Origin of the sequence: Solirhodobacter olei (assembly GCF_004010155.1) — a bacterium.
GTDB lineage: Bacteria > Pseudomonadota > Alphaproteobacteria > Rhodobacterales > Rhodobacteraceae > Solirhodobacter > Solirhodobacter olei.
Genome location: NZ_RRYH01000028.1, coordinates 61395 through 83930, shown reverse-complemented (window position 1 = coordinate 83930; position 22536 = coordinate 61395). Strand labels below are relative to the sequence as shown.

Annotated in this window: 22 protein-coding genes and 1 other annotated feature; of the genes, 4 read left to right on the top strand and 18 right to left on the bottom strand. The window is 63.6% G+C overall.

Annotated elements, in window-relative coordinates; genetic code table 11:
* Positions 1 to 38: 38 nt before the first annotated feature.
* From EIP85_RS17770 to trbB, 14 genes are read right to left on the bottom strand one after another with little or no spacing between them, the layout of a single operon-like run.
* Entirely contained in the window at positions 39 to 1976 is a 1938-nt protein-coding gene (locus tag EIP85_RS17770; protein WP_127903556.1) for a type IV secretory system conjugative DNA transfer family protein, read from the bottom strand.
* On the bottom strand, positions 1969 to 2379 hold the full coding sequence (locus EIP85_RS17765) for a hypothetical protein (protein ID WP_127903555.1): 411 nt from the start codon (positions 2377 to 2379) through the stop codon (positions 1969 to 1971). The genes EIP85_RS17770 and EIP85_RS17765 overlap by 8 nt, the downstream gene beginning before the upstream one ends.
* 53 nt (positions 2380 to 2432) lie before the next feature.
* On the bottom strand, positions 2433 to 3161 hold the full coding sequence (locus EIP85_RS17760; protein WP_127903554.1) for a lysozyme family protein: 729 nt from the start codon (positions 3159 to 3161) through the stop codon (positions 2433 to 2435).
* A gap of 50 nt (positions 3162 to 3211) precedes the next feature.
* The gene (locus tag EIP85_RS17755) at positions 3212 to 3394 is read right to left on the bottom strand and encodes a hypothetical protein (RefSeq protein WP_127903553.1); all 183 of its coding nucleotides are present in this window, start codon (positions 3392 to 3394) and stop codon (positions 3212 to 3214) included.
* A complete protein-coding gene (locus EIP85_RS17750; RefSeq protein WP_127903552.1) occupies positions 3391 to 4620 on the bottom strand; it encodes a TrbI/VirB10 family protein in 1230 nt (409 codons plus the stop codon). Before EIP85_RS17750 ends, EIP85_RS17755 begins: the two co-directional genes overlap by 4 nt.
* Entirely contained in the window at positions 4617 to 5273 is a 657-nt protein-coding gene (locus EIP85_RS17745; protein WP_164871786.1) for a VirB8 family type IV secretion system protein, read from the bottom strand. The genes EIP85_RS17750 and EIP85_RS17745 overlap by 4 nt, the downstream gene beginning before the upstream one ends.
* Positions 5270 to 6364, bottom strand: coding sequence for a type IV secretion system protein (locus tag EIP85_RS17740; RefSeq protein ID WP_127903550.1), 1095 nt, complete (start codon positions 6362 to 6364; stop codon positions 5270 to 5272). Before EIP85_RS17740 ends, EIP85_RS17745 begins: the two co-directional genes overlap by 4 nt.
* A complete protein-coding gene (gene trbJ / locus EIP85_RS17735; RefSeq protein WP_164871785.1) occupies positions 6364 to 7179 on the bottom strand; it encodes a P-type conjugative transfer protein TrbJ in 816 nt (271 codons plus the stop codon). The genes EIP85_RS17740 and trbJ overlap by 1 nt, the downstream gene beginning before the upstream one ends.
* Complete coding sequence (locus EIP85_RS17730) at positions 7172 to 9538, bottom strand: TraG/VirB4 family ATPase (protein ID WP_127903548.1); 2367 nt, start codon at positions 9536 to 9538, stop codon at positions 7172 to 7174. The genes trbJ and EIP85_RS17730 overlap by 8 nt, the downstream gene beginning before the upstream one ends.
* Positions 9525 to 9812 (bottom strand): VirB3 family type IV secretion system protein, encoded by a 288-nt coding sequence (locus EIP85_RS22875; protein WP_164871784.1) that lies wholly within the window; start codon positions 9810 to 9812, stop codon positions 9525 to 9527. Before EIP85_RS22875 ends, EIP85_RS17730 begins: the two co-directional genes overlap by 14 nt.
* Complete coding sequence (locus EIP85_RS22870; protein WP_164871783.1) at positions 9809 to 10258, bottom strand: hypothetical protein; 450 nt, start codon at positions 10256 to 10258, stop codon at positions 9809 to 9811. The genes EIP85_RS22875 and EIP85_RS22870 overlap by 4 nt, the downstream gene beginning before the upstream one ends.
* 1 nt (position 10259) lies before the next feature.
* Positions 10260 to 11126 carry a TrbG/VirB9 family P-type conjugative transfer protein gene (locus EIP85_RS17720; protein WP_127903546.1) on the bottom strand — a complete coding sequence of 289 codons (867 nt, stop codon included), beginning with the start codon at positions 11124 to 11126 and terminating at the stop codon, positions 10260 to 10262.
* Positions 11127 to 11140: 14 nt separating this feature from the next.
* Positions 11141 to 11485 carry a TrbC/VirB2 family type IV secretion system protein gene (locus EIP85_RS17715; protein ID WP_127903545.1) on the bottom strand — a complete coding sequence of 115 codons (345 nt, stop codon included), beginning with the start codon at positions 11483 to 11485 and terminating at the stop codon, positions 11141 to 11143.
* Entirely contained in the window at positions 11454 to 12377 is a 924-nt protein-coding gene (gene trbB, locus EIP85_RS17710; RefSeq protein WP_127903544.1) for a P-type conjugative transfer ATPase TrbB, read from the bottom strand. The genes EIP85_RS17715 and trbB overlap by 32 nt, the downstream gene beginning before the upstream one ends.
* A gap of 981 nt (positions 12378 to 13358) precedes the next feature.
* On the opposite strand from trbB, the gene EIP85_RS17705 reads away from it, so the two are divergent.
* The 3 genes from EIP85_RS17705 to clcA all read left to right on the top strand — a co-directional run bounded on the left by EIP85_RS17705 (position 13359) and on the right by clcA (position 17127).
* Positions 13359 to 13973 carry a hypothetical protein gene (locus EIP85_RS17705; protein WP_127903543.1) on the top strand — a complete coding sequence of 205 codons (615 nt, stop codon included), beginning with the start codon at positions 13359 to 13361 and terminating at the stop codon, positions 13971 to 13973.
* Positions 13974 to 14124: 151 nt separating this feature from the next.
* Positions 14125 to 15333: an extracellular solute-binding protein gene (locus EIP85_RS17700; protein ID WP_164871782.1), complete on the top strand. Its 1209-nt coding sequence runs from the start codon at positions 14125 to 14127 to the stop codon at positions 15331 to 15333.
* 375 nt (positions 15334 to 15708) lie between these two features.
* Positions 15709 to 17127, top strand: coding sequence for a H(+)/Cl(-) exchange transporter ClcA (gene clcA / locus EIP85_RS17695; RefSeq protein ID WP_127903541.1), 1419 nt, complete (start codon positions 15709 to 15711; stop codon positions 17125 to 17127).
* Positions 17128 to 17969: 842 nt separating this feature from the next.
* On the opposite strand, the gene EIP85_RS17690 is transcribed toward clcA, so the two are convergent.
* Positions 17970 to 18476 carry a hypothetical protein gene (locus EIP85_RS17690; protein ID WP_127903540.1) on the bottom strand — a complete coding sequence of 169 codons (507 nt, stop codon included), beginning with the start codon at positions 18474 to 18476 and terminating at the stop codon, positions 17970 to 17972.
* A gap of 77 nt (positions 18477 to 18553) precedes the next feature.
* Positions 18554 to 18826 (bottom strand): DUF4242 domain-containing protein, encoded by a 273-nt coding sequence (locus EIP85_RS17685; protein WP_127903539.1) that lies wholly within the window; start codon positions 18824 to 18826, stop codon positions 18554 to 18556.
* Positions 18827 to 18931: 105 nt separating this feature from the next.
* Between EIP85_RS17685 and EIP85_RS17680 the strand changes: the two genes are divergently transcribed.
* Positions 18932 to 19864: a LysR substrate-binding domain-containing protein gene (locus EIP85_RS17680; RefSeq protein WP_164871781.1), complete on the top strand. Its 933-nt coding sequence runs from the start codon at positions 18932 to 18934 to the stop codon at positions 19862 to 19864.
* Positions 19865 to 19990: 126 nt separating this feature from the next.
* On the opposite strand, the gene EIP85_RS17675 is transcribed toward EIP85_RS17680, so the two are convergent.
* Both EIP85_RS17675 and EIP85_RS17670 read right to left on the bottom strand, forming a co-directional pair.
* Positions 19991 to 20839 (bottom strand): universal stress protein, encoded by an 849-nt coding sequence (locus EIP85_RS17675; protein ID WP_127903537.1) that lies wholly within the window; start codon positions 20837 to 20839, stop codon positions 19991 to 19993.
* A gap of 12 nt (positions 20840 to 20851) precedes the next feature.
* Entirely contained in the window at positions 20852 to 22336 is a 1485-nt protein-coding gene (locus EIP85_RS17670) for a SulP family inorganic anion transporter (protein ID WP_127903536.1), read from the bottom strand.
* Positions 22337 to 22419: 83 nt separating this feature from the next.
* Positions 22420 to 22473 (bottom strand) — a sequence feature (sul1 is cis-regulatory element that is thought to sense ions involved in sulfur or methionine metabolism; They are found in Alphaproteobacteria).
* Positions 22474 to 22536: the final 63 nt, after the last annotated feature.

Here is a 22536-nt window from a genome sequence, read left to right as displayed (position 1 = left end):
TCAGGGGGATCCATCCCCCTGCCCTTGCATGCGGAGCGTTAGCGGAAGCGCTCAACAAGAGCGACCCATTCCTTCCGTCGAAACCAGAACGCCTTCGTGATGACCATGGGTCGAAGCCCTCTAAAGAAGATGAGCCAGCCATCCAGCGGTAGGGCGCGTAGATCGTCCGGGGGTATCAAGGCCACCTTATGGGGCGAGACCGAGTCCGATTTGCTGGTGCCTTGGCTCGAAATCCCGAAGCCGCGCGCGGAGGTGGAGCGGCTGTTGCTGGCGACCTCGGCGGTGTAGTTGCCGATCAGTCTCGACAGCTCTTCCAGGTTCCTGCCCGCTTCGACGCCGCTGTAGAGGCGCGCGGCGACACCATCCGTCCAACTGTCGGCGCCGCCCGGGCCATAGGCCTCCCGAAGCTGCCCCTCCGATTGGTAGATCAGCGCCAGTCGAACGCCCTTCTTTCGCTGTTCGCGGAGGATTGTCTCGAAGACCTTCATGCGGCCGAGTGCTGCCGCTTCATCCACGATCACCAGCCGCTCGCCCATAGCCCCCTTCGACGCGCAGAAGGAAATCGCGCCAAAAATGATCCGCATCAGGCCTGGGTACCGGGTCATGTCCCTGGTGGACATTGTGATGAACACATCGGTGTCTGGATGCAGGATCTCCGGCTCACCCTCCGGCTCGACCGTGGCGACGGCTAGGTAGTCGGGGTATTTGGTCCAATCGAGCGCCTGGCGCACAGTGTTCGAAAAGCTGGTGTAGAAGCGGCTATCCACGCTCTCGTAGCTGCCGAGGCTGAGATTGGTCCTGGTCCCCTCTTGATAGTTCTGAGCGATCCTCGAAACCGCGTCTTTGAAGTTCTCCTGCGACTTCGCGATGATCTTGATGACCTCGACAAGCGGCTTTTCGGCGCGCGCGTTGACGAAGTGTTCGAGGAGGGCCGCGATGACATTGATGCCTTCTTGCTTGAAATACCCCCCAACATCGGACTCGTTCATTTTGTGCTCGTCCACGATCATCTCAGCGAGATCCACGTAGACGGTGGGGTCTTCCCGCAGCCAGGGTTCGAGCAGCTTCAGCACGTCGAACCCGTGCCCGACCTTGATCTCGCGGATCTTCTTGCCCCTGGCCGCCCGGGGCCCACGGACAATATTGAGCGCGGCGCCTTCAGGGTCGCCCGTGATGGCCGATACATCGGAGTCGAGAAGTGTCGGGATTACAATGGCGCTCGTCTTCCCCATGCCGGATCCGGCGTAGACCAACATATGCCCGGATTGGAATTTTCCGGACATTCGGATCAACTCACCCTTGCCGCCCATGCCCCAGGTTTTCGGGTTTTCGGGATTGAAGATCTTCGAATTTTTGCGGGGATCACTATCCTCGCCAATCGGGTAGCCGTCCCGGCGACCCATTTCGACCGAATCCTTGATGTCATTCCAAACCGCCAGGCGGGCATTACCGAAGACCCCGCTCTTCGAGCGGTATTTCTCGGCGCCCGTCCCTCCGCTCAGCTCGCGTTGCCAGTTCTCGAAGAGCCGTGCGGTCCAGCCGAGGCCTCCGACCGCGATCAGGAAGCTCACGGCGCTGAGCGCGAAGAGGGACCATCCGAAGGGCGTGAGCGCATTCTCGCCGTGCAGGAAGAGGCTCCAGGCAGCCTCCATGCTCCACGGGCTGCCCGGCGGCACCAGAGGAAAGCCGCTCGATCCCCCCGGGCCGATCAGGAAGGTGGTTCCGAGCATCGAGAGCGACACCGATGGGACCAGACGCCACATCCCCGGCTCGAAGGCCGGCCGGAGTGCGACGGTTCCGAGAAAGATCAGGCCAATGCCCGCTCCGAGCGCGCCCCAGAGGGCGCCTCCCATGGAGATGCCGTAGCGCGCATCGAGGGCCGCTCCGATGCCCCATCCGCACATCGCAACCGCGCCTGTGCCAAGACCCGCCGAGCCCGCGAGAACGATCTTCAGACGATCCGCAACTTCACTCACCGGGCGTCTCCTTCGTCAGCCAATCCGCCAACAACTCCCGGTTCCCTGCGCGGACGTTCGGGTCCCTATGGAGATCGAGGAAGTCAGAGAGTTTCGAGCGCATCCTTGCTAGGAACACCGGATCGTACTCGAACTCGGAGATCAGAAAGCTGCCGAGGAGGATCTTACGGCGGGCATCGCGCGCGCGTTCTTCCCGCGTTTGTCGTGTTCTGGCCATGCGGATCCTGTCGTTGAGTTTGCCGAGCTTGTTGAGGGAGACCTTTGGCGGGCGGGCCGGGTCGCGCGGCTGGCGCAGCATCGCGGCACTCAGCGCCTCGACCAGAGCCGCATTCGGCACGACCGCCTCGAAGAAGTTGAGCTGGGCGGCGATCCGGATCAGCCGCTCCTCGCCCGCGCGGCGCAACCCGGCCGCCTCGGCCTCTAGCGCCAGGATGGCGGGGGATGTGCGCCGCCCCTTCAATTGACCGCGAAGGGATCGTTGGTGAAGACGACAACCTTGCTGGCCGCGAGACGGCCACCGGCGATCTGCCGTGCCCCGAAGGCGTGGGGCGCGCCCACCTGCCAAAGCCGGGCGAAGGGCTCCGGCGTGGCATGGGGCTCAGGTTGACTGTCCTCGACGCGCACCGATTTGCCCGAGGCCCGGATCGCCGCCTGCACAACCTTCGGCTTGTCGCCATGGGCGAGCACGTTGCGAAAGATCGAGGGCGTGGTCAGAGCGTGATTGCCGGCGATGCCGTCATAGGCTGACAGGCCTTCATCGGCGCCGCCCAGGAGCGGCAGAGAGGCCCAGACCCTTGCGAGCGACGAGCCGAGCGCGTCGGTGGGGGCGGCATTCGGGGTCCAGCCCGCATCGGTCAGGAGGCGGAGCGCCATGCTATCCTGCAGGGTCGCGTCGAAGTCCTCCTTGCCCGTCAGCCCCATCTCCCGAACGAGCTTGCGAAGCGTTGAGGGGATGATCTGATAGCGCCCCGCGGCGGCCGAGCGCGAGGTCCTTGTCACGCGCGCCTGCCACGCCAGTACTGAGTTGATCGTCATCGTCGAGAGCGGCGCGGGCGGCGGTGACGAGACCCCACGATAGAAGTCGTCGTAGCCGCCGGGAGCTTCGAGGGCGCCAATGAAGCGCATGAGGCCGCGCGCTTTCGCGCTCGGGACCGACTGCGGCGCGGCAAGGGCGGCTTGAGCCATGAAGCCCGCCGTCAATCCGAGAGCCAGGCCCCTCCGGATCGTCCCGCGCCTCAGCATAGGCGGAGCCCACCATTGCGGTCGATCTCGTAGGTCGGCGCGATCCAGTTGCCGGGCGGATGCCGATCGATCCGGATCACCCGGCCGTAGATATCGAGATGGACGAAGACGCGCTCGCCCTTGGTCCGCAGGTCTTCGATGGTGGCGAGGTGATCGTCCGTAAAGGGGATCGTCATTGACCTCTCCACGGCTTCAGAACGATGTCCTTGGCCAAGAGGACGTTGAAGCGATAGCCGGCTCGAATGATCAGCGTCGGTGCCACGCTGGCATTCTGGTTGTTGAAAACCCCGGCGGCCGAGGTTGCGGCATTGCCGGCGGCGAGGCCCGCAGCCCCGCTCACGAGGTTGCCGAGGGCCGAGGTGGTGGAGGCGGAGCCGGAGATCCCGCTCTGCAGGCGCGCCTCGAAGGCCTGTTGCCCGGCGCCGACGATGGAAAAGAGGAAGTTCGCCCCGAGGATCCGGAGGAAGTTCCCCTGTCGAATATCGTGGAACCCGCTCTGGCCCGAAGCATCGGTGCCCATCTGGTCCTCGAGGAGTAGCGTCGAGCCGTCCGGGAAAATCAGGTGAGACCAGAGCACCACCGCGCGGTCCTGCCCGTATTTGACGTTTGCGCTGTAGGTCCCGAAGAGCCGGCTCCCGGTCGGGATCAGCAGCGTCCCGCCCGTCTTGCTGTCGTAGACATTCTCGCTCACCTGGGCGGTGACATTCCCCGGCAGGTTGCTGTTGATTGGGGTGAGCAGGACGGCCGGGATCACAGAGCCCTTCTTGATCTCATCGGGCGAGCGCGGCGCGATCCGGCCATAGCGGAGATAGCCCACATCGGGACCGGCCGATTGCTGGACGGCGGCCATGTCCTGTCCCTCGGCGTGAGGATGTGCCGTTCCCGCGGCCCTCGCCTCGCGCGACGGGGCGGCGACATTGGCGGCCGGGGTCGTCGCGGGGGCTTCGGTCCTGGTCCGCGCGGTATCGCCATTGCCGGCGGTCGCGAGCGACGGGCGATAGTTCCCCTTCCTGAGCGGCGAGTCATAGGCGAGGACCCGTTTCTGTTCGGTCTTCGCGGCCTCACTCAGCTCCTCCGCTAGGCGCTGTTTCTCCATGTCCCGCGCGTGTTGCGCGTAGATATCTGGCTTGGCATTCGCGGAGACGCTGGTGCTCATCGATCCCGACTTGGTGGCGGTGGGCATTGTGGTCTGGCCCTGATCCGCCACCATGCCATGGCCGCTGCTATCTCCCATCAGCGAGCTGGACGAGGCAGTCGGCCCGCCGCTTTTCGGCTGGGCAGCCGGCGCGGCCGAGGCGGCCGCCTGCGTATCCGGGCTGCTGTGGAAGAGCGCGAACATCAAGAGCCCGAAGACGGCGAGCGAGCCGAGGAACGCGACCATGGCGACATGCTTGCGGGTCACACATGCACCTCTTCGATATCGATATCCTGGATGAAGAGGCCGAGCGGGTTGCTCTGCAGCGCAGCCGCGCTGTGGACCGGCGACAGGGTGACGATCATCGTGGCGACGTAGTTGTGCCGGCCGAGCAGCCGGGCGTCCTGCCGCCCGTAGGTCGTCTCCGTCCATTCGACGCGCCAGCTCGACCCGCCGATGTGGTTGACGCTCGACACATCGACGGAGACGGTCTTGGTCTTCGCCTCCTCAATCGGCGAGTGCCCGGCGGTGTGGAAGTATTCCGCGATCATCTGGAAGGCCGGCGCATCCCGATGCAGATGGGCCGCCGCCTCATTCGCTTGCCGCCGCAGCACGGCGAGGTCGGGCGTGATCGTGCGCAGGTTCACCACGAAGTCGGCGAGCTCGCGGCGAATGACCGCGGGTGGCCAGCCGCTCACCACCTTCGGGGAGGGCGCGACCACCGTGTGTCCGATCTTATCGACAGCCACGACATAGGGAACGAAGCGGCTGTTGACGCTCGCCCAGGCTCCGAAGCCAAGGCCCATCGCGCCTATCAGGAGCGAGCCCCCTGAAAGCGCCACGAGCAACCGGACGGTCTTTTGCTGGCCGAGGAACCGATCGTCCCATTCCTTCCGCGCGCGCAAATATTCCTCGCTCACGATCCCTCTCCCTTACCTGCATTGGCTTTTGCGTTCGCGGCCAGCGCCGCGATGTTGCTTTGGGCCTTCGACGGGGCCGAGGTCATCGCGCCGAAGCCGGCGGCGGCCGTCCGGGCCACGCCGCCGGCGGTCCTGGTGGCTGCGACGCCGATCGCGCCTCCGGCAAGTCCGCCCGCGAAAGCGCCGACACTGCTCATCCCCGAACGGGACCCAGGACCCGACATGACGATGTGCTCCAGCGCGGGCGGCACCAAGATGATGATGATCGCACCGACCACGAGGACGGCCGTTGTGAGCAAGGCCTTCATCATGATCGGGCCAGCCAGGCAGGTTACGCAGTCGCTCCCTCCAATGACCTTTTGCAACACGGTCATCGTGGCTGTGCCGACCAGAAGGACACCGAAGAGCTTCAACGCCTTGCCGATTGCCGCAAAGAGGAAGTTGCGGGCAAGTACCCGCGTCTCACCCCAGGGCGCGAAGCCAAGTGCAATGATCCCACCGGCAAAGAGGATGTGGATCTCGACATAGGCCAGCACCATGAACGCCGCCACGATCGCCCCGATCACGGTGTTGACGAGAATGATCATGATTGCTGCCAGAGTATTTCCCAACGTAGCCGCCTTGTAGAATTCGAGCCCCGAGGAGACGGCGATGTGCAGCACCGAACCCGGATCGATCGGTCCGGTGGTGTCGCCGGTCGAGACCGAGAAGAGGCGAGACGCGAAGTCGGTGACGAAGGTATCCATGCCGCCATATTGCGGGAGCGCGTCGGTCAGCCAGACAAAGGCGCCGATGATGAGCATCCGGGAGATGACCGCATAAAGCATCTCGCCGAGATCTCCGCCGGTCACGACGATGCGCCCGATGGTCCAGACAAGCTCGATCAGTGCCAGAAGCGCCATGAGGTTGCGGGCATAGGAGGCGAGGTTTGCTCCGACGCCTGCGACCGCCTCTTGGTAGAGGGTCGGGATGTTCATGAACGTGCCCGGGGTCGTCAGGCTGCCCGCCGCCTCGGCCGGTGCGGCGCTCAGAAGAATGGCCGCCGCGAGACCAAGGGCCAGGACCGGGAGGCTTGAACGACGGCCTCGCATCACTTGCTGCCCCCATCGCCCATGATGGCCTTCTTCAGGTCCCAGTGACCGAAGTCCGGCGGGGGCGTGTTCTTGATGTTCTCGTCCTGCACCTCGCCCGCGTTCTCCTGCGCGAGCCAGCGCGCCTGGAAGACCGAGGTCTGTTCGTTCTGCGCGGCCGTCAGCGCCCGAAGCGAGGCGAGCTGCCGGGCGGTCGAGGCGGCGAGTTCATTGCCGACCTGAATGGCCTGCACCTGGCCCTGCACCGACTGGCCCTGGGTCTGGATGGTGTTGATCAGCGAGCTTTCCGTGCCGACGTCCTGCATCGTGGCCTTGTTGGCCGAGAGCACGCCGGTCAGCGCGTGTTGGCTGTCCTGCACCCATTGATCGTAGCGCTGGCTGTAGTTCGCCTGCGAGAGCGGGCTCGACTGATAGAGCGGATCGCTGACGAGGTTGCTCTTTAGGAGCGTGTCGAGCTGTGCCCCCTGCGCGGCGAGAGTATTGGCGCTCTGGATGACGCCACGGAGTTTCGAGAGGCTGCCGGTCACATCGCCCCAGACCGTCTTCGGCAGGTTGGCCGTGTTCTGCAGCATGTTCTTGTAGGCCTTGAGCTGGCCCGCAACGAGGTTGATCTGTTGCGTGAGCTGCTTGGCCTCAAGCGCGATCTGCTTTGTTGAGCTTCCGGCGAGATCGACCAGTTCGGCGTTGTTCGCGAGCTGCGTCGGCTCCGTCGCAACGAGGGGATTGGGGGCGCCCTCCGCCTGCCCTGCCAGCGCAAGGCAGGCGACGGCGATCAGCGCGGCGGTTCCCTGCGCGGTCCGTCCTGGTTCAGCCATGTGTCGTAACCCTCCTGTCGATGAAGTTCCGCCACCACTGGCCGTCTCCTGAGCGGGCCATCTCAAGCGCCAGCGCGCTATCCTCGGCATCCGTCGCCCCGAGGAGCGCGAGCGCGCGCGGCTGAATCGCGAAGTCCACGATCCGCCGGCCTTCCGGCTTGATGACGTAGTAGTCGCGCTTCTCCTGCATCCCGGCCACGAGATCGATTTGGGCCTCCGCGAGACCGAGGGCCTGGTAGAAGGCCAGGGACTCGCGCGACTTCGCGGCCGGGTCGGGCAGGAAGATCCGCGTGCGGCAGCTCTGCAGGAGCGCCCCGGACAGCTCGGAATTGACCGCATCGCCGATGAACTGCGTGGCGATCACGACACTGGCGTTGCGCTTGCGCAGCTCCCGCAGCCATTGCTTGATCCGGGCGCGGAACACGTCATGGCCGAGGTAGGACCAGGCCTCATCGAGCATGATCAGCGTCGGCCGACCGTCGAGGCGCTTGTCAATCATGCGGAAGAGGTAGTCGATGGTCAGAAGCCCGATGGCCTCGTTGACCTCGAAGAGCTTTTCCGTCTCGAAGACCGTGAAGCCCGCAAGCCGGATCGAGTCCTCAGTGGCATTCAGGAGCCCGTCATAGGCCCCGCCCGTGAGGTAGGGCGCCAGCGCGCCTTTGACGTCATCGTCCTGGACCATCGTGGCGAAGGTCGCCATGCCGTCGCCTTCGACCCCGCCGAAGATCGCGAGCGCGCTTGTGATCTCGCGCCGCCGCGCCGGGGTCAGCTCCACCCCGCCCAGCCGGACTAGGGTCTGCATCCATTCCTCCGCCCAGGACCGGCCGAGCGTGCCGATCGCGCGCATGGGCGCGAGCCCTGCCCCCTCTTCGCCGAGGAGGTGATGCTCGCCACCGACCGCAAGGCAGAGCGCCTGCATCGAGCGGCCCTTGTCGAAAGCAAAGACCTGCGCGCCACTGTATTTGAGGAAGTTCGAGGCGATCAGTCCAAGCAGGACCGACTTCCCCGCCCCTGTCGGCCCGAAGATCAGCGTATGCCCAACATCCTTGGAATGGAGGTTGAAGAAGTACGGCTCGCCCGTCCGGCTCCGAGCGCGCAGCAGCGCCGGGCTCCCCGCAGGGAACTTGTTGCAGGGGTTCTGCGGCTCGCCTGCCCAGACGCTCCCGATCGGGATCAGGTCTGCGAAGTTCTTGGCCGAGAGGACTCCGCGGCGGACATTCTCCTTCCGATGCCCGGGCAGCACCGAGAGGAAGGCTTCGAAGGCGTTGTAAGTCTCCAGCCGCGCGCCGTAGCCCAGCTCGCCAAGCGCCTCGATCACGGCATTGGCGCGCCGCCGCACCGCCGTTTCCTCGTCGCCAATATCGCCGAAGATCGCGAGCGTGGTGTTGAAGAAGCCGTAGCGCAGATCGCCGCTGTCCACGTCGGAGAGCGCTTCTTGCGCCTCGGCCTCCATGGAAGCGGTGAAGCTTGAGACAACACCCGCGCCGTTGCGGCTGAGCTGGCCCTGCAGGCTGGTCTTGCCCTGCCCCCAGGCCCGCACCCGCTTGCCGATCTCGTTGCGCGCGCTGTTGCCCGAGAGCGGCATGAAGCGCGTCGTCCATTGATACTCGAAGGCGAGCTGTTCCAGCATCGCGAGCATTTCTGGGGAGCTTTCCGAAGGGTAGCCGTCGATCGCGATGAAGGCCGCAGGCCGCCCGCTCACCATCGGCAAGAGCCGCGGCGTCTCATGCTCCCATTCCGGCGCGAGGATCACATCGAGATAGACCGGAATCTGCGGCACGCTCACGCGCCGGAACCGCCCCGAGATCCCCGAGGAGAGCCGGCCCACGAGTTCATCGAACTGGACGCGGCTGCCGTGGTGGTCGATCTCGGCCTCGATCAGCCCCATGCGCTTTAGCCGGTAGAGGCTGCCGAAGCGCCCCTCGACGGACCAGCAGCGTTCCTTGAAGGCATCGATCGCCTCTTCCACGCTCGCAGGCCCCGCCGGGGGCTGCCACTGGTAGACGAGGGTCAGGGCATTGGCGTAGTTCTCATCGCCGCGCTGCCGGAAGTAGTCTGCGCGCTCGCGTTCGAGATCCTGCAGGACAGGCACGGGGAAGTCGCGCTCATTGGTCGCGTAGGTCCTAAGCGGGCGTCGGGCGAGGTCGATCCAGAAGGCCTCCCCCGTCTTGAACTCGGCGATGGAGCGGGCGAAGGCGGTTGTCCGGCCATCAATCACATCGAGCGCCAGCGACTCCGTGTCCGTCCCGCGCAGGTGCCATCCGGCCAGGAGCGAGCCATCCTTGCAAAGGACCACGCCCTCGGCGACGAGGCCGTACCAGTTCAGTTCTTCGGCGAAGGTCTTCTTACTTGTCGTCAATGTTGCGCACCGCCCTGTAGATATCGGCCCGCCGGAAGAGCCAGCGAGGAACGACCTGGAAGAACATCGGCTCGCGTTCGGCGAGCACGCGCAGCGCCGACCAGCCCGCGAGAAAGCCCGCAATGGCAACGAGGATCAGCCAGATGGGTCCGAGCATCACCGCCGCGAAGGTGAGCGTCAGGCAGAGCATCACCAGAACGATGCCCGGCACCCGCTCCACGCCGGCCCAGAGGACCGGCGCATGGAGGCTCCGTTTGATCGGCGTGCCCATCATTCGACCGGCGTCTTGATGACCGAGGCGGGCGAGAGCGCATAGACGCCGCCATCGCCGGGGCGATAGGCCCGCGTCACCTTCAGGCTGGGGAGCGTTGCCGTCGCAACGAACCCCTCCCCGCCGTCGAGCACGTAGGTATCGACCGTGAAGGCGTTCTGACCCGAGCCATCCGCGACAACCGCGTAGCCTGCGAGCCGGAGGTAGTGGATCGCATATTGCCCGCAGGGGCCGAGGTCCTTGGGGACATGAAGGATCGTTCCATCCACCCGGGCCTGCCGGTAAATCTGGCGCGAGAGATCGTAGCCCACCGCGCATTCCTGCGTCTTCGTGAGCTTGGCCGCCTCCTGGCCGGGAGCATCGGTGGTAGGGGCATTGGCGCAGCCGCCAAGTGCCGTCAGGCAGGCTGCAGCGAGGATCAGCGCGGCGGGGCGAAGCGAGAGCTGCATCTCAGTGCCCTCCCTGCGTGAAGCGGATCGTCTCGGTCTGGCCGCCCACCCCGACAGTCAGCTCGCCCGAGGTGACCACCTTGTCGATGATGTAGCGTTGGCCGGCGATCCGGTAGTTGACGATCGCTCCCTTTCCCCTGCCCTGCCCGGCCAGTTCCAGAAAGACCGGCATATCGCCCGCGTAGCCGGGTGGCAGGTCGATGTAGGTCTTGTGGCCATCGTTGAAGATGCGCGCCGGCCGGAAGGCGGCGTGGCCCTTGATGGTGTAGTTGAAGTCGAGATTGGCGGCCGGGATCTCGTAGCCCTGGACCACGAGGCTATGGGCGGTCCTGGCCGCCGCGCGCACCTCGGCCGCCTGCCGCATCGCCACGACGCGCGCCTTGTTCTCCGCCTCGATATCGCCGGGGTATTTGAACGACAGAAGCGGCGTATAGCCCCGGAAACTCGGCACCAGCTCGATGCTGTAGGCCCGGCGATCGGTGACGAGAAAGAGGCTCGTCCGCTGGGCCGTGGTGTCGGGCTTGGCCACGATATAGACGGTCTGAAGCCCGCCCACATCGCCCGCCCGCACCTGGACGCTCCACCGCACGCTGTCGCCCACGGTCGGAGCTTCTGTCAGCCGCTCGCCCGGCTGGAGGCGGATCGCGCAGATATTGAGCGGCTTGCACTGCAGGACCGGTTGCGTCTCGCCATACATCATCGCCACGGCGCCGGCCGGCCCATGGGCCACCGCACCGTCGCCGCCCCGCCATTGCGCCGCCAGCTTGTCAACTTGCCGTTCCGTCTTCAGGCTCGACGCGGAGGCAGAGAAGGGCCCGCCGAGGCAAGCCACGGCAAGAGCCACACAGAGGCTGGGCCGAAGCAACATCGCTATCTCCTATCCTACTGTAGGGTGGCGCCGGTCAGGCCGAAGAGTGTGGCAAGGACACCCGTGGCCCCGCTCAGAAGGGCGATGCCGATGACAATGGTCATGAGCATCTTCGCCGCCGCTCCCAGCTCGCCGCCGTAGATCCAGCGCACGCCGAGCAGGACGACGCCGAGGAATGCAAAGCCGAAGGAGACCGGGCCCTTGATGCTGTTGACGAGCGTCTGGATCGGGCTGTCCCAAGGCATGCCCGTGCCGGTGGTCGAGGCCATGGCGGGCAGTGCCGTCGTCACCCAGGCGGCCGCATAGCGGCCCGGCCCGGCGACCCGCTCATGCCACGGCTTGCGTGTGGAAAGTCCCATTTCCGTATCCTTTCACTTGAATGATTGATCGGACCCGCCGTCCCTCCCGAGCGCGCTCGAGGTAGACGACCAGATCCACTGCGCTCCCGATGACTTGCGGGAGCGGTTGTGCGGAGGCTTCGCGCACGAGCAGGTCGAGCCGGATCAGAGCATCCTCGGCCCCACTGGCGTGAAGAGACGTGACCCCGCCCGGATGCCCGGTGTTCCAGGCCTTCAGTAGAGCGAGCGCAGCCCCGTCCCGGACCTCGCCAACGACGATGCGATCCGGGCGAAGGCGCAGTGTGCTGGCCAGAAGCCGGGTGGCGTCGGCCGCCACGGTCGAGCGTAGGAAGACAGCGTTCTCATGCGTAACCTTCAGCTCCGGGGTGTCTTCGATCACCACCAGCCGATCCGCGGGCGCAAGATTGCCCAGCTCCCTCAGGAGACTGTTCAGGAGCGTGGTCTTGCCGCTGCTTGTGCCCCCGGCCACGACAATGTTCTGCCGATCTTCGAGCGCACCCCTTAGAGCATCCGCCTGCGCCTCGGTCATGGTCCCATCCGCGACATAGGTGTCGAGCGCGCGCACCTGAGCGCCGTGAAACCGGATCGAGAACGCCGCCGTGTCCACCGCCGGCGGCATCAGTCCCTCGAAGCGGTATCCAAGCTCCGGCACCTTGGCCGAGACGATCGGGGTGGCTGCCGTAACGGGCGTGCCCGCGCTGGTTGCGCAGGTCCGGACAATCTGTTCGCGCGCGCGCGCGCCGAGGTCACCCACCCGAACCGGCGGCGCCCCTGCCCTCTCCGCGAAGATCCGGCCATCCGAGTTTGCGGACAGCTCGATCATAGCCGGATCGTCAAGCAGGCTCGCCAGCGGCCCTAAAGACTGGCGCAGGATCCCGAGCAGCTCAGACATGGCAAGCTAGGGATTCTTGCCTCGGGCATTTGACACAACGCCGCCCTTCCGACGCTGTGCTGCTGCTATGATTATTTCGTGCTGAAAACCGAACGAGACAGTGCCGCGTTGGAGTTCGCGTTGAGCCTCTAACCGCAGCCGCGATGGTTCCAGCTCGGGTCTTTTGACCAATCGCCCTGCGGTTTGCGGCTGTATCCAGACAGTGACATGTATTTTCTGTCCTACGTGTTAGAAGTGGAGCATTTCCGCCTTCACACAAATGCAACCTGTCACCGCGATGCCCTGCCCCGTCCACCTGATCCTCTTCCGTCCCGCCTCGCCCCCCGAAGGCGCGGCACTGGGCCTCATGGCAGGAACTTCACTTAAAGGCAAACATAATGTTCAGTCGGCACCAAATTCAATCGAGCATGATCACTGTTCGTCAAGTCAGAATGGCTAAGGCGCTACTCGGGATCCAAAACCCGGAACTTCAAAATCTGACGGGACTACATAGAAACACGCTCTCTCGCTTGGAGCGTGGTGCGATATCGACGCGGACCTTGAGGGTCCTTCGCAGATTCTTCGAAGGGAAGGGCATCGTCTTCATCGAAGATGAACTTGGCCGTCTCGGCGTGATCTACAAACCTCAGCCGGACGAACTCATGCTAGCTGCGCAGGAGGACTAGGCTCAAAGCGCTGTCTCTTTCGGCGCAAAGCCTTGGCCTCTGGCGGCTCATGGATTTTCGATCAGGCTCTGTGAGTAGTTGGTCGTTGGGTGGTGTCGCGGTTGGACGCCAACGGTGGGGGATAACAAGCTATCGAAATGCAGCCAAAGGTACCAACGACGGTTAAGGTCGGGATCCCTTCGCGCGTCGCCAGCAGCTGATCTCGATCTAACCGCCGACAAGTCCCTCCCGTGGTCCGCCTTTTAGGGCGCGGACCCGCAGAACTGCTCGCGGCACTCTGCTACAATGGCGCACGGAAGAAGCAGGAGCCGCCTTGATGGAAACCTCCAACCGATCCTTCGTTCCACCATCCATGTCCGGAGGCATCGCCACAAGAGCGGCCCAGGCCAAGGGCGCGCTCGGCAAGGAACAAAACCTGGACAACGAGCCCGGTCCCGGTGCCGCTATCGGCCGCACGCTCATTGCCATCCTGGTGGCGAGCTTTGTTATTGGGATGGCGTGGACCTACTCGGTTCTGTTCGGGGGTTTCAACTATTCGGCAGTTGGTGTTGATGAGGCCCAGATTGTCGGCGCAATCAACTTGGCGTTTTCTTCGAAAAACGCCTACCGCAAAGGCAATCTCGTGTCCGTCGTGAAGGCTTACAGTCAGCTCCGCAGGCGAGACTTCACTCCGGACGGGAAGGCAATATACTCACCCTTCCGCACCCGCATAACCGTGACCGGGTCTGGCAAAGCGACATATGCTGTCGACTGGCACAGCTTGCCATTCGGCGCTTGCCGCTACCTGCTGAATTCATTCGACGGTCCGCGCGGCCTGCAACCCACGGCCATTGCGGTGAATAGCGCCTCCGTCTCCCTGTCATTGACTTCGGAGGTCGTTGGGAAGGCCTGTAACAGACTCACCGGCAACAACGTAGAGCTGGTGTTCTGATCGCGCGTTCTCCCGCGACCAGTAGGATCGAAGGCATCGCTAAACATCCGATGTGCCATCATGGAAGGGGATCAAACGCTGCATTGGGAGGCCAACCAAGTACTGGCGCGGGGAGAGCAACCAAAGACGCTGACAGAGCATGGAGCGCGACATGGCAAAGAAAACAAGGACGCCGAACAGCGGGACACTTCCGGTTTCGCGCCGGGACCTGTTGGCGCTCGGTGCCTCAACCGCCGGGCTGGTCTCGCTCTCGTCTCTGGGTTCGCTGATCGGCGTGCGCCGCGCGATGGCAGCCGAAGCGACAATCAACCTCTGCTCGTGGGGCGGGGCCTATCAGTCAAGCCAGATCAACGCCTACGAGAAGCCCTATAGGCGGAAGACCGGCTTCAACTTCAGAAATATCGAGAAATCGAGTAACGGCCCGGCGCTCATCACCGCACAGGAGCAGAGCGGCAACGCCAGTTGGGTTAGCTGGGATATCGTCGACATGCTGCAGGCGGATGCCAACCGGCTCTACAGCCAGAGGCTGCTGCAGGAAATCGTCTGGGACAAGGACCTCGACCGGGCGCCCGACGGGACGCCCGCCTGGGACGACTTCACCAAAGGCTCGCTCAGCGGCGGCGACGACAAGTCCGGCGGCTTCGTCTCGACAATCTCGTACAACACGATGTTCTGCTACAACAAAATTGCCTTCCCGAACGGCGGCCCGCGGTCTGTCCAGGACGTCTTTGACGTGGCCAAGTTTGCCGGCAAGCGCGGCCTGCAAAAGATCCCGGCCGGCAACCTGGAATGGGCGCTCTACGCCGATGGCGTGGCCAAGGATAAGATTTACGACGTACTGGCGACCCCGGCCGGCGTGGACCGCGCGTTCAAGAAGCTCGACGCGTTGAAGCCGCATGCGATGTGGTGGAGCGAAGGATCCCAGCCGCAGGAGATGCTGGCCCAGGGCGAGGTAACCATTGCCTCGGCCTATAATGGCCGGATATTCGACGCGATCGTCGCGAATGGCGACCCGCTTGGCTTCATCTGGGATGGCGGGCTTTACGAGTGGGATGGTTGGGTGGTTCCCGCGATCCTGCCGAAGGACCGGAAGAAGCGTGCGATGGAGTTCCTTCGGTTCTCGACCTCCACCAAGAGCCTTGCTGAACAGGCGCGCTACATCGCCTACTCGCCGGCTCGGAAATCGTCATTCGCGCAGATGGCGGACATCACCTATTACAAAAATACCAAGATCAAGATGATGCCGTACCTGCCAACATCTCCGGATCATCTGAAGCTGTCGATCGCGAAAAGCGCATCGTTCTGGTCCGCGCATGGGCCTGCACTGATTGGGCGCTTTCAGACATGGCTCGCTAGCTGACGCGAGGCGCCGATACACGCGAGGACCTGCGAACTATGGAGGGATAGCACCGGCAGCCGGTCAAAACCGCCGCCTGACCAACGTCTAGCCCGAGAGGCTCACTCCACACTGCTGCCATATATCAATTCCATCCGCCATCCTGCCGGATTTTTGGTACTGAAAGCTCCGGGTTTCGCGGCAGGGAAGAAAAGTGAGACTAGTCACTTGGTCTACCAAGAAAATTTGAGTTCTCATCTTCTGGGACGCGCACGATCTGATGCCAGCAGGGAACGGAAATTGCCAAACTTTTCCTTCCGTGATCGCGATTGATGTGACAGCGTTGCGTGGCAATTGGCAGCGTTGTTGCTGCGTTGCTTTGAAAGATTCGGGTCCCCTGTGCAGGACGATAAGGTTCCTCCGGAAAGCGAGAGAGACGAACCAGAAAACGAAGAGGCGCTACACAATCCGTTACCAGCTGACCGAAGCCTCAGTCGTCTCCTCTTCGTCTCGCTTCTTGCGCCGGTTGTTGGCGCAGGGGCGGGCTTGGTTGACGCGATCTTCCGGATCGCCCTCGACAAGGCCGACGTCTTCCGCAGCGAGATGATAGCCCGCGGGCACGACGCCCATGCACTAGGCTTCATCGCGCTCCTGCTGGGAAGCGCCGCTGCCGCTGCCTTGGGCGCTTGGCTTGTGCATCGTTTTTCGCCCCATGCCTCCGGCAGCGGCATTCCCCAGATTGAGGCCGCGCTTAATGGCGAGTTGCCGCCGACGCCGCCGCGTCTGCTGCCGGTCAAGTTCATCGGCGGTCTCTCCGCCATCGGCGGCGGGCTTGCGCTCGGCCGCGAAGGCCCAAGCGTGCAGATGGGAGCCGTCGTCGCCCACCTCGTCGGCCAACTCTTCCGACACTCGACGGAAGAACTGCGTTTTCTGCTCGCTGCGGGCGCCGGGGCCGGCCTCGCCGTCGCCTTCAACGCCCCGATTGCCGGGGCCGTCTTCGTGCTCGAGGAACTCGTGCGCAGGTTCGAGCCGCGCATGACGATCGTGGCGCTGGCGACCTCTTCGACGGCGATCCTCGTCTCCCGCCTGTTTCTCGGCGACGCGCCCGACTTCCAGGTCGTGATCCTGTCGCATACTGCCTCCGCCACGGGCCCACTCCCTTACGCAGAAGACGCCACATGGTTTCTCTACATCATCTTTGGGGCAGTCACGGGGGTTGTAGCGAGTTGCTACACCCGCATCGTTCTTGGCGCACAGACCTTCACGGCGAAGTTCAAGCGCGTCCCGGTGGTGGTGAAGGCCGGCATTATCGGCGCGTTCGTCGGGACCGTCGGCTGGTTCACGCCCAATCTGGTCGGCGGCGGCAATAACATCAGCCAGACGTTGCTGGCCGGCGGCGTCGTCTACAGCGCCATCCCACTGGCCTTCGTAATCCGGTTCCTGCTCGGTCCCATCTCCTATGCCGCGCGCACGCCCGGCGGGCTCTTTGCACCGCTTCTTGTCCTTGGCGCCCAACTCGGCCTGCTCTTCGGCGCGGCCGCCGCAGTGCTGTTCCCGCATCTCGGCATCGAGCCAGAAGCCTTCGCCGTCGTGGGCATGGCCGCACTGTTCACCGGGATCGTGCAGGCCCCGGTGACAGGGATCATTCTGGTTACGGAAATGACGGCCGCCTTTACCACACTGCTGCCGATGCTGGCGGCCTGCTTCACGTCGATGCTCGTCGTTCACCTGCTGCGCACGGAACCGATATATGACTCGCTGCTCGAAAGGGTTGTGAAAGAGGCGCACGCAACCTCGACGGACGCCAAAGAGGTCTGAGCGCGACGATTTCCGGACCTTAACCCGGATGGCTACCCTTCAACCCTTCGCACCAGGGTGAACCACAGAGTGGGATGCAGCCCACGGCAGCTATAGGAGCATGCAGCCCCCGCTAAATGGCCGAGATAGGAACGCCTTGCCGTCGTCAGGGATGGGATGACGAGCGGCGGTTCTGTCGCAAAGCTCCTCGTGATCGGCCAGCTATCCGCAAAATAGCTATTCAAAGCTGTGTTTCCTAAAGGCCGGCCTGCTCTGCGGGCAGCGCGGGGATTTGCCGACGCGCGGCCCCACGGGGCCTGCGCAGACCAAGCAAGAACGACCCGGCGCGTGGTGTGAAAGCGGCAGATTCCGAAAACTTCTTGCAGCGTGAGAAGCCCACACGCGTTGCTCCCAAAGAGCGCATAATCACGCTACAACATCGCGCTGTCTGGTCAATCGACTGAGACGGGGAAGCCGTCTAAGACCGCAGTACAATCTCTTGAAGCCCGGCGAATGCAGCCTACCGTCGTCGACTTGCCCTGCCGGACGTATCCGACTTGCACGATACGCATCTTTCACGATGAAACAAACTGGTCATGCATTTCGATGGCTTCGGAGCCATCTGCGGAGTGACAGGCTCCAAAGGCCGTCCTGCCGAAGCCTACCTCAGTAGCGGACGTCCTGTCCCAATGTTAGGGGATTTTCGGCTCGCGGCGCCCGCTACGTTTGGAGGGCGATGATGCCCCTCGTTGCCTAACGTTAGTTTAGGGCCGCGCGCTAGTCTCTGCGGCTAGCTGGCCCCCCTTAACGTTAAGCGCGAGCCTCGGGGCGCAGACGGCGGCGCGGCCCTATCGGCGCCTAGGCTATTTCGCAGGCATCGGCATGTGGTCGCAGGAAACGTCGGGGTTATCGTCGGCGAACGTCCCCCGCCGGTTAGTCTTCCATGCCCAGACATGGATCTCGTAAAATGGCTTCAAGCCGTAGCTGTTCGGCGCGCCATTGAAGTTCATCAGGTGTCCACCGATGGAGGCCGGGCCTTTGAACGTGATGTATTCGACGGCAATCAGTTTCAGCGATCCGTCGGGCTGGGGCTCATACATCACTGCCTGCGGGTGGGCTATGTCGAGCGCCTTGTCCTTGAGGTGCATGCCGCTGACGTAGTGAATGCCCATGCCTCCACCCGCCGGGGCGCTGTCACAGGGGATCGGCGAATAACCCTCCTTCACCGCTACCGCGACATCCTGGAAGCGGGCATTCGCCGCCCTCACCGCGTCGGCGAATGGGTTTTTGGTATCGGCCCGACCCGCTGTCGTTGTGCCGGCCAACGTTACGGCGATTGTCGCGACCTTCAATAATTCACACTTGCCCATTGCACTCCTCCTCTTGCGGCAGTTGACGCTGAACTTGGTGTCCCACCCGCTCGACAAGATTGTGTTTTCGCCCCTGACTAGCCTGCTGTCGTCGGGTCGATGATGCCGGAGACCGGCGTAATCTTCGTCGCGGGGAAGCCGCTGATCTCGGCATGGCGCCGGATCGCATCCTCGTCCTCGGCGAGATAAATGCAGAAGGTTTTATCTCCGGCGACGTAGGAATGCTCCCATTGCACTTGCGGTGCCAATTCGGAAAGAGCCGCATTGGAGGTCTTCGCAGCCCCGGCGAGTTCCTCGTCACTCAAGGCTCCAACTCCTACGATGTCGCGTTCTATGACGTAGCGTTTCATTGCGCCTTTCCTTTCCATTTTTGCCAGGCAGAGCTTTTCATCGCTTTGCCGAAACGTCAGGTCAGTTATTCTGCAGGGGACACAAGTTTTTCTATGGTTCCCGCCATGAAGCTTTCGCACCTCAATGGCTTGCGCGCACTCGAGGCGATCCTGCGCACGGGTACGTTCACCGCGGCGGCTGAAGAGCTTGGTGTGACCGTGGCGGCCGTTGGACACCAGATCAGGGGGCTGGAGGACTACTTTGGCCTCAAGTTGTTCGATCGGCTTCCAGCCGGCGCGAAGCCCACCGAACAAGCCCTATCGGTCGCCGCCGGCCTGACGGTCGGCTTTGCCCATCTGGACGATGCGCTCGCCAACCTAGCCAAGGGCCGCGATACAGGCAGGCTCAGCATCGCGACATCGCACTTCATGCTTGATGATTGGCTTGCCGAGCGCATGCCAGGCTTCCACCGTAAGTATCCGGGCGTCGAGGTCAGCTACGACATCACAGATGCTTATGTCGATCTCTTCAACAGCGACGTGGATATGGCCATTCGCTTCTCTCCGGAACCGGGTCCCGAGTACGAGTACGAAGTCCTTTTAATGGATTGTTTTCTGCCCGTTTGCACACCCGATTTCGCTTCACGACATGATGTGCATCCCGAGATGAAGGATTTGACTGGTGTACCGCTCTATCGTGTCCACGACATGACTACCGATCCTGCTTGGGTCGGATGGCCGGAGTTGCTGGCGCGACATTCGATCACGAAAAAGGACAAAGCTCCGGTTCAGCATGTTGCTGGCTACCGGGTTGCACTGGCAGGAGAAGGCCTCGTGCTTTGCGGATTGTCTGAGACATTCAACGACTTAAGGGACGGTCGGCTGGTGGCACCATTGGGGCCGGATTTTATCGTCCAATACTCCTACGGCTTTCGGCTGGTATGGCCCGCGGGACGAACAATGAGCCGCCCAATGCGCAATTTCCTGCGCTGGATCCTTCTAGAGCGCGACAGGTTCCTTGGAGAGGCTTCCAATCTGCTCGGTGTGGAGCTCACCTGAGTTCGATTAGAACCCAATGAACATTCGCCCCAAACGACCGTAGGATGAGTTTGTCCTGGGAAACGGGTAGCCTGGCCATCACATGATCTTTCCATCAAGTCAGCCCTGACCCGTGACCACGCCCCATCAGCGCATGAGCAGCACCGGAACGCGCACGGTACGGATAAGGGTGGTCGTGGTGCTACCAACGATCAACGTCCGGAGCGGCGAATGGCCATATGCGCCCATCACGAGGATCGCACCGGGGGTGGCTGCGACGACGTCGGAAACCACCGCCTCCGGCCGGCCGGCGTCGAGCGTGGTCGCGACGTCGCGCCCGGCGAGCGCTGCCATGGCCTGAGCGACCAGCGCCCGGTGGCGCGCATCTTCTCCACCGGCAACCACGACATGCACCCGCATTCCGGCGAAGAGCGGCGAGTTCGCGCAGCGTTCGAGGGCGCGGTTCGCGGCGGGGCTGCCGTCGTAGGCGAGTACCGCGACCTTCGGCGTCGCGCCGGCGCGTGAGGCGATCAGGATCGGCTTGGCACTCGCCCGTACGACGCGCTCGATCTTCGAGCCGATATGGTCTGCGGCGAATTCGTGACTGGCACCGCGCTTGCCGATCACCACTAGGCGGGCGTCGGCCTCGCGCTCTAGGATCGTCTCGACGATCCCGCCATGGCGGTGGAGGGGGCGCACATCCTTGACGCCCGCCGTGCGAAGCCGCTCTGCGCTCGCGGCAAGCAGCACGCGGCCCCGTTCGACTTGCAGCCGGGCATCCGCTTCGTCGAGCCGGGTAAGCTCCTCCAGGAGAGTCGACTTGACGCCGAGCCCGATCGCGCCCGACAGGTCATGCCGCTCGGCGACGGCATCCTTCCGTTGGACGACGTGGAGAAGTTCGACCGGGCGCTCCAGCCGCGCGGCGGCCCAGGCGGCAAGATCGCAGACGCTGGCGGCATAGCCGGAGGCATCGATCGCGGCGAGAATGGTCTCCATGGTCTCTCTCCCTCAATGCGCCGCAAGAAGCTTGTCGGCATCGGGCTTGTCGTGAACTCCGAACCGCTCGACCATCGAGGCGCTCGCGTCGTTGAGCCCGACGATCTCGACCGCGGTCCCTTCGCGCCGGAAGCGCATCACGGTCTTGTCGAGCACGCCGACGCCGGTAATGTCCCAGAAATGCGCGGCGCTAAGGTCGATCACCACCCGGTCCACCACTTCCTTGAAATCAAACGCCTCCGCGAAGCGCTCCGCCGAGGCAAAGAAGATCTCCCCAGCAATGCGATAGGTGCGGACGCGCTGGTCAGCTGACAGCGCAGCGTCGACCGTGAACATGCCACGCACCTTGCCCGCGAAGAACAGCCCCGAGAGCACGACACCCGCGAGCACGCCGGCCGCGAGGTTCGCGGTCCAGACAACGATGACGACGGTGGCGAGCATCACTAGGGAAGATTGCCACGGATGGTGCCGTACGTCCCTAATGGAGCGCCAGGAAAAGGTGCCGATGGAGACCATGATCATCACCGCCACGAGGCTCGGCATCGGGATGACCGCTACCAGCGGGTTGAGTACGACGAGCAGGAACAGAAGAAACACGCCAGCAATGAGTGTCGACAGTCGCGTCTTGCCGCCCGACTTCACGTTGATCACGGACTGACCGATCATCGCGCAGCCGCCCATCGCACCGAGAAAACCGGTAAGGAAGTTGGCGATGCCCTGTCCGCGCATCTCGCGCGCCTTGTTGGACGGGGTATCTGTGAAGTCGTCGACGATCTGCGCGGTCAGCATGGATTCGAGCAAGCCCACGGCGGCCATTGTCAGCGAATAGGGCGCAATGATCTTCAGCGTCGCCAGCGTCCACGGCACCTGCGGCAGCGCGATGGAGGGCAGGGAGGTCGGCAGTTTGCCCATCTCGCCCACGGTGTTCACGTCGATATGGCCGTAAACAGTGACCAGGGTCAGGATGACGATTGCAACCAGCGGTGAAGGGATCGCCTTTGTCAGCCGTGGAAATATGTAGATGATCGCCAGCCCCGCGGCGACAAGCACATAGGTCACTGGCGCGACATGGGTCAGTTGGGGAAGCTGCGCCATGAAGATCAGGATCGCCAGCGCATTGACGAAACCGGTGACCACGGATCTCGAGACGTAGTTCATCAGGAGGTCGAGCCGCAGCAAACCGGCGATGACCTGAAACACGCCCATCAGGATGGTTGCCGCGAACAGGTATTCGACGCCGTAGTCTTTCACCAGGGGGGTGATGACGACGGCAACCGAGGCGGTGGCGGCAGAGATCATCCCCTGCCGACCGCCCGTGAAGGCAATGATGACGGCAATCGAGAAGGAGGCGTAGAGGCCAACCCTTGGATCGACCCCTGCGATAACGGAGAAGCCGATCGCCTCGGGGATGAGGGCTAGGGCAACGACGATGCCGGCGAGCACATCGGCGCGCGGGTTGGAAAACCAGTCGCGCTTGATCGCGGCGGGATTGATCATGGCGTTGTTCAGTCTTCGACGAGCACCACCCGCATCGCGTCCGGCAGCGCTTGGCGCGGGTCGCGAATGGCGAGGTGATGGTGGGTTGTCCCGGGGATAGGCGCCGGGCCGAGCCACCCGGGTAAGCCGGGTCCGGTGAAATCACGGAGGCCCTTAGCCCGGATGCCGCAGTGCTGCAAGTGCAGAACATGGCTTGGAGA

What these genes read in the sequence shown, in the direction of transcription:
- EIP85_RS22870 (WP_164871783.1), bottom strand. Translation starts at nt 10,258, where the DNA reads ATGCAGCTCTCGCTTCGCCCCGCCGCGCTGATCCTCGCTGCAGCCTGC.
- EIP85_RS17715 (WP_127903545.1), bottom strand. Translation starts at nt 11,485, where the DNA reads ATGGGACTTTCCACACGCAAGCCGTGGCATGAGCGGGTCGCCGGGCCG.
- EIP85_RS17760 (WP_127903554.1), bottom strand. Translation starts at nt 3,161, where the DNA reads ATGGCTCAAGCCGCCCTTGCCGCGCCGCAGTCGGTCCCGAGCGCGAAA.
- EIP85_RS17675 (WP_127903537.1), bottom strand. Translation starts at nt 20,839, where the DNA reads ATGGAGACCATTCTCGCCGCGATCGATGCCTCCGGCTATGCCGCCAGC.
- EIP85_RS17670 (WP_127903536.1), bottom strand. Translation starts at nt 22,336, where the DNA reads ATGATCAATCCCGCCGCGATCAAGCGCGACTGGTTTTCCAACCCGCGC.
- EIP85_RS17700 (WP_164871782.1), top strand. Translation starts at nt 14,125, where the DNA reads ATGGCAAAGAAAACAAGGACGCCGAACAGCGGGACACTTCCGGTTTCG.
- EIP85_RS17685 (WP_127903539.1), bottom strand. Translation starts at nt 18,826, where the DNA reads ATGAAACGCTACGTCATAGAACGCGACATCGTAGGAGTTGGAGCCTTG.
- EIP85_RS17680 (WP_164871781.1), top strand. Translation starts at nt 18,932, where the DNA reads ATGAAGCTTTCGCACCTCAATGGCTTGCGCGCACTCGAGGCGATCCTG.
- EIP85_RS17705 (WP_127903543.1), top strand. Translation starts at nt 13,359, where the DNA reads ATGGAAACCTCCAACCGATCCTTCGTTCCACCATCCATGTCCGGAGGC.
- EIP85_RS17720 (WP_127903546.1), bottom strand. Translation starts at nt 11,126, where the DNA reads ATGTTGCTTCGGCCCAGCCTCTGTGTGGCTCTTGCCGTGGCTTGCCTC.
- EIP85_RS22875 (WP_164871784.1), bottom strand. Translation starts at nt 9,812, where the DNA reads ATGATGGGCACGCCGATCAAACGGAGCCTCCATGCGCCGGTCCTCTGG.
- trbJ (WP_164871785.1), bottom strand. Translation starts at nt 7,179, where the DNA reads ATGGCTGAACCAGGACGGACCGCGCAGGGAACCGCCGCGCTGATCGCC.
- EIP85_RS17740 (WP_127903550.1), bottom strand. Translation starts at nt 6,364, where the DNA reads ATGCGAGGCCGTCGTTCAAGCCTCCCGGTCCTGGCCCTTGGTCTCGCG.
- EIP85_RS17690 (WP_127903540.1), bottom strand. Translation starts at nt 18,476, where the DNA reads ATGGGCAAGTGTGAATTATTGAAGGTCGCGACAATCGCCGTAACGTTG.
- EIP85_RS17755 (WP_127903553.1), bottom strand. Translation starts at nt 3,394, where the DNA reads ATGACGATCCCCTTTACGGACGATCACCTCGCCACCATCGAAGACCTG.
- trbB (WP_127903544.1), bottom strand. Translation starts at nt 12,377, where the DNA reads ATGTCTGAGCTGCTCGGGATCCTGCGCCAGTCTTTAGGGCCGCTGGCG.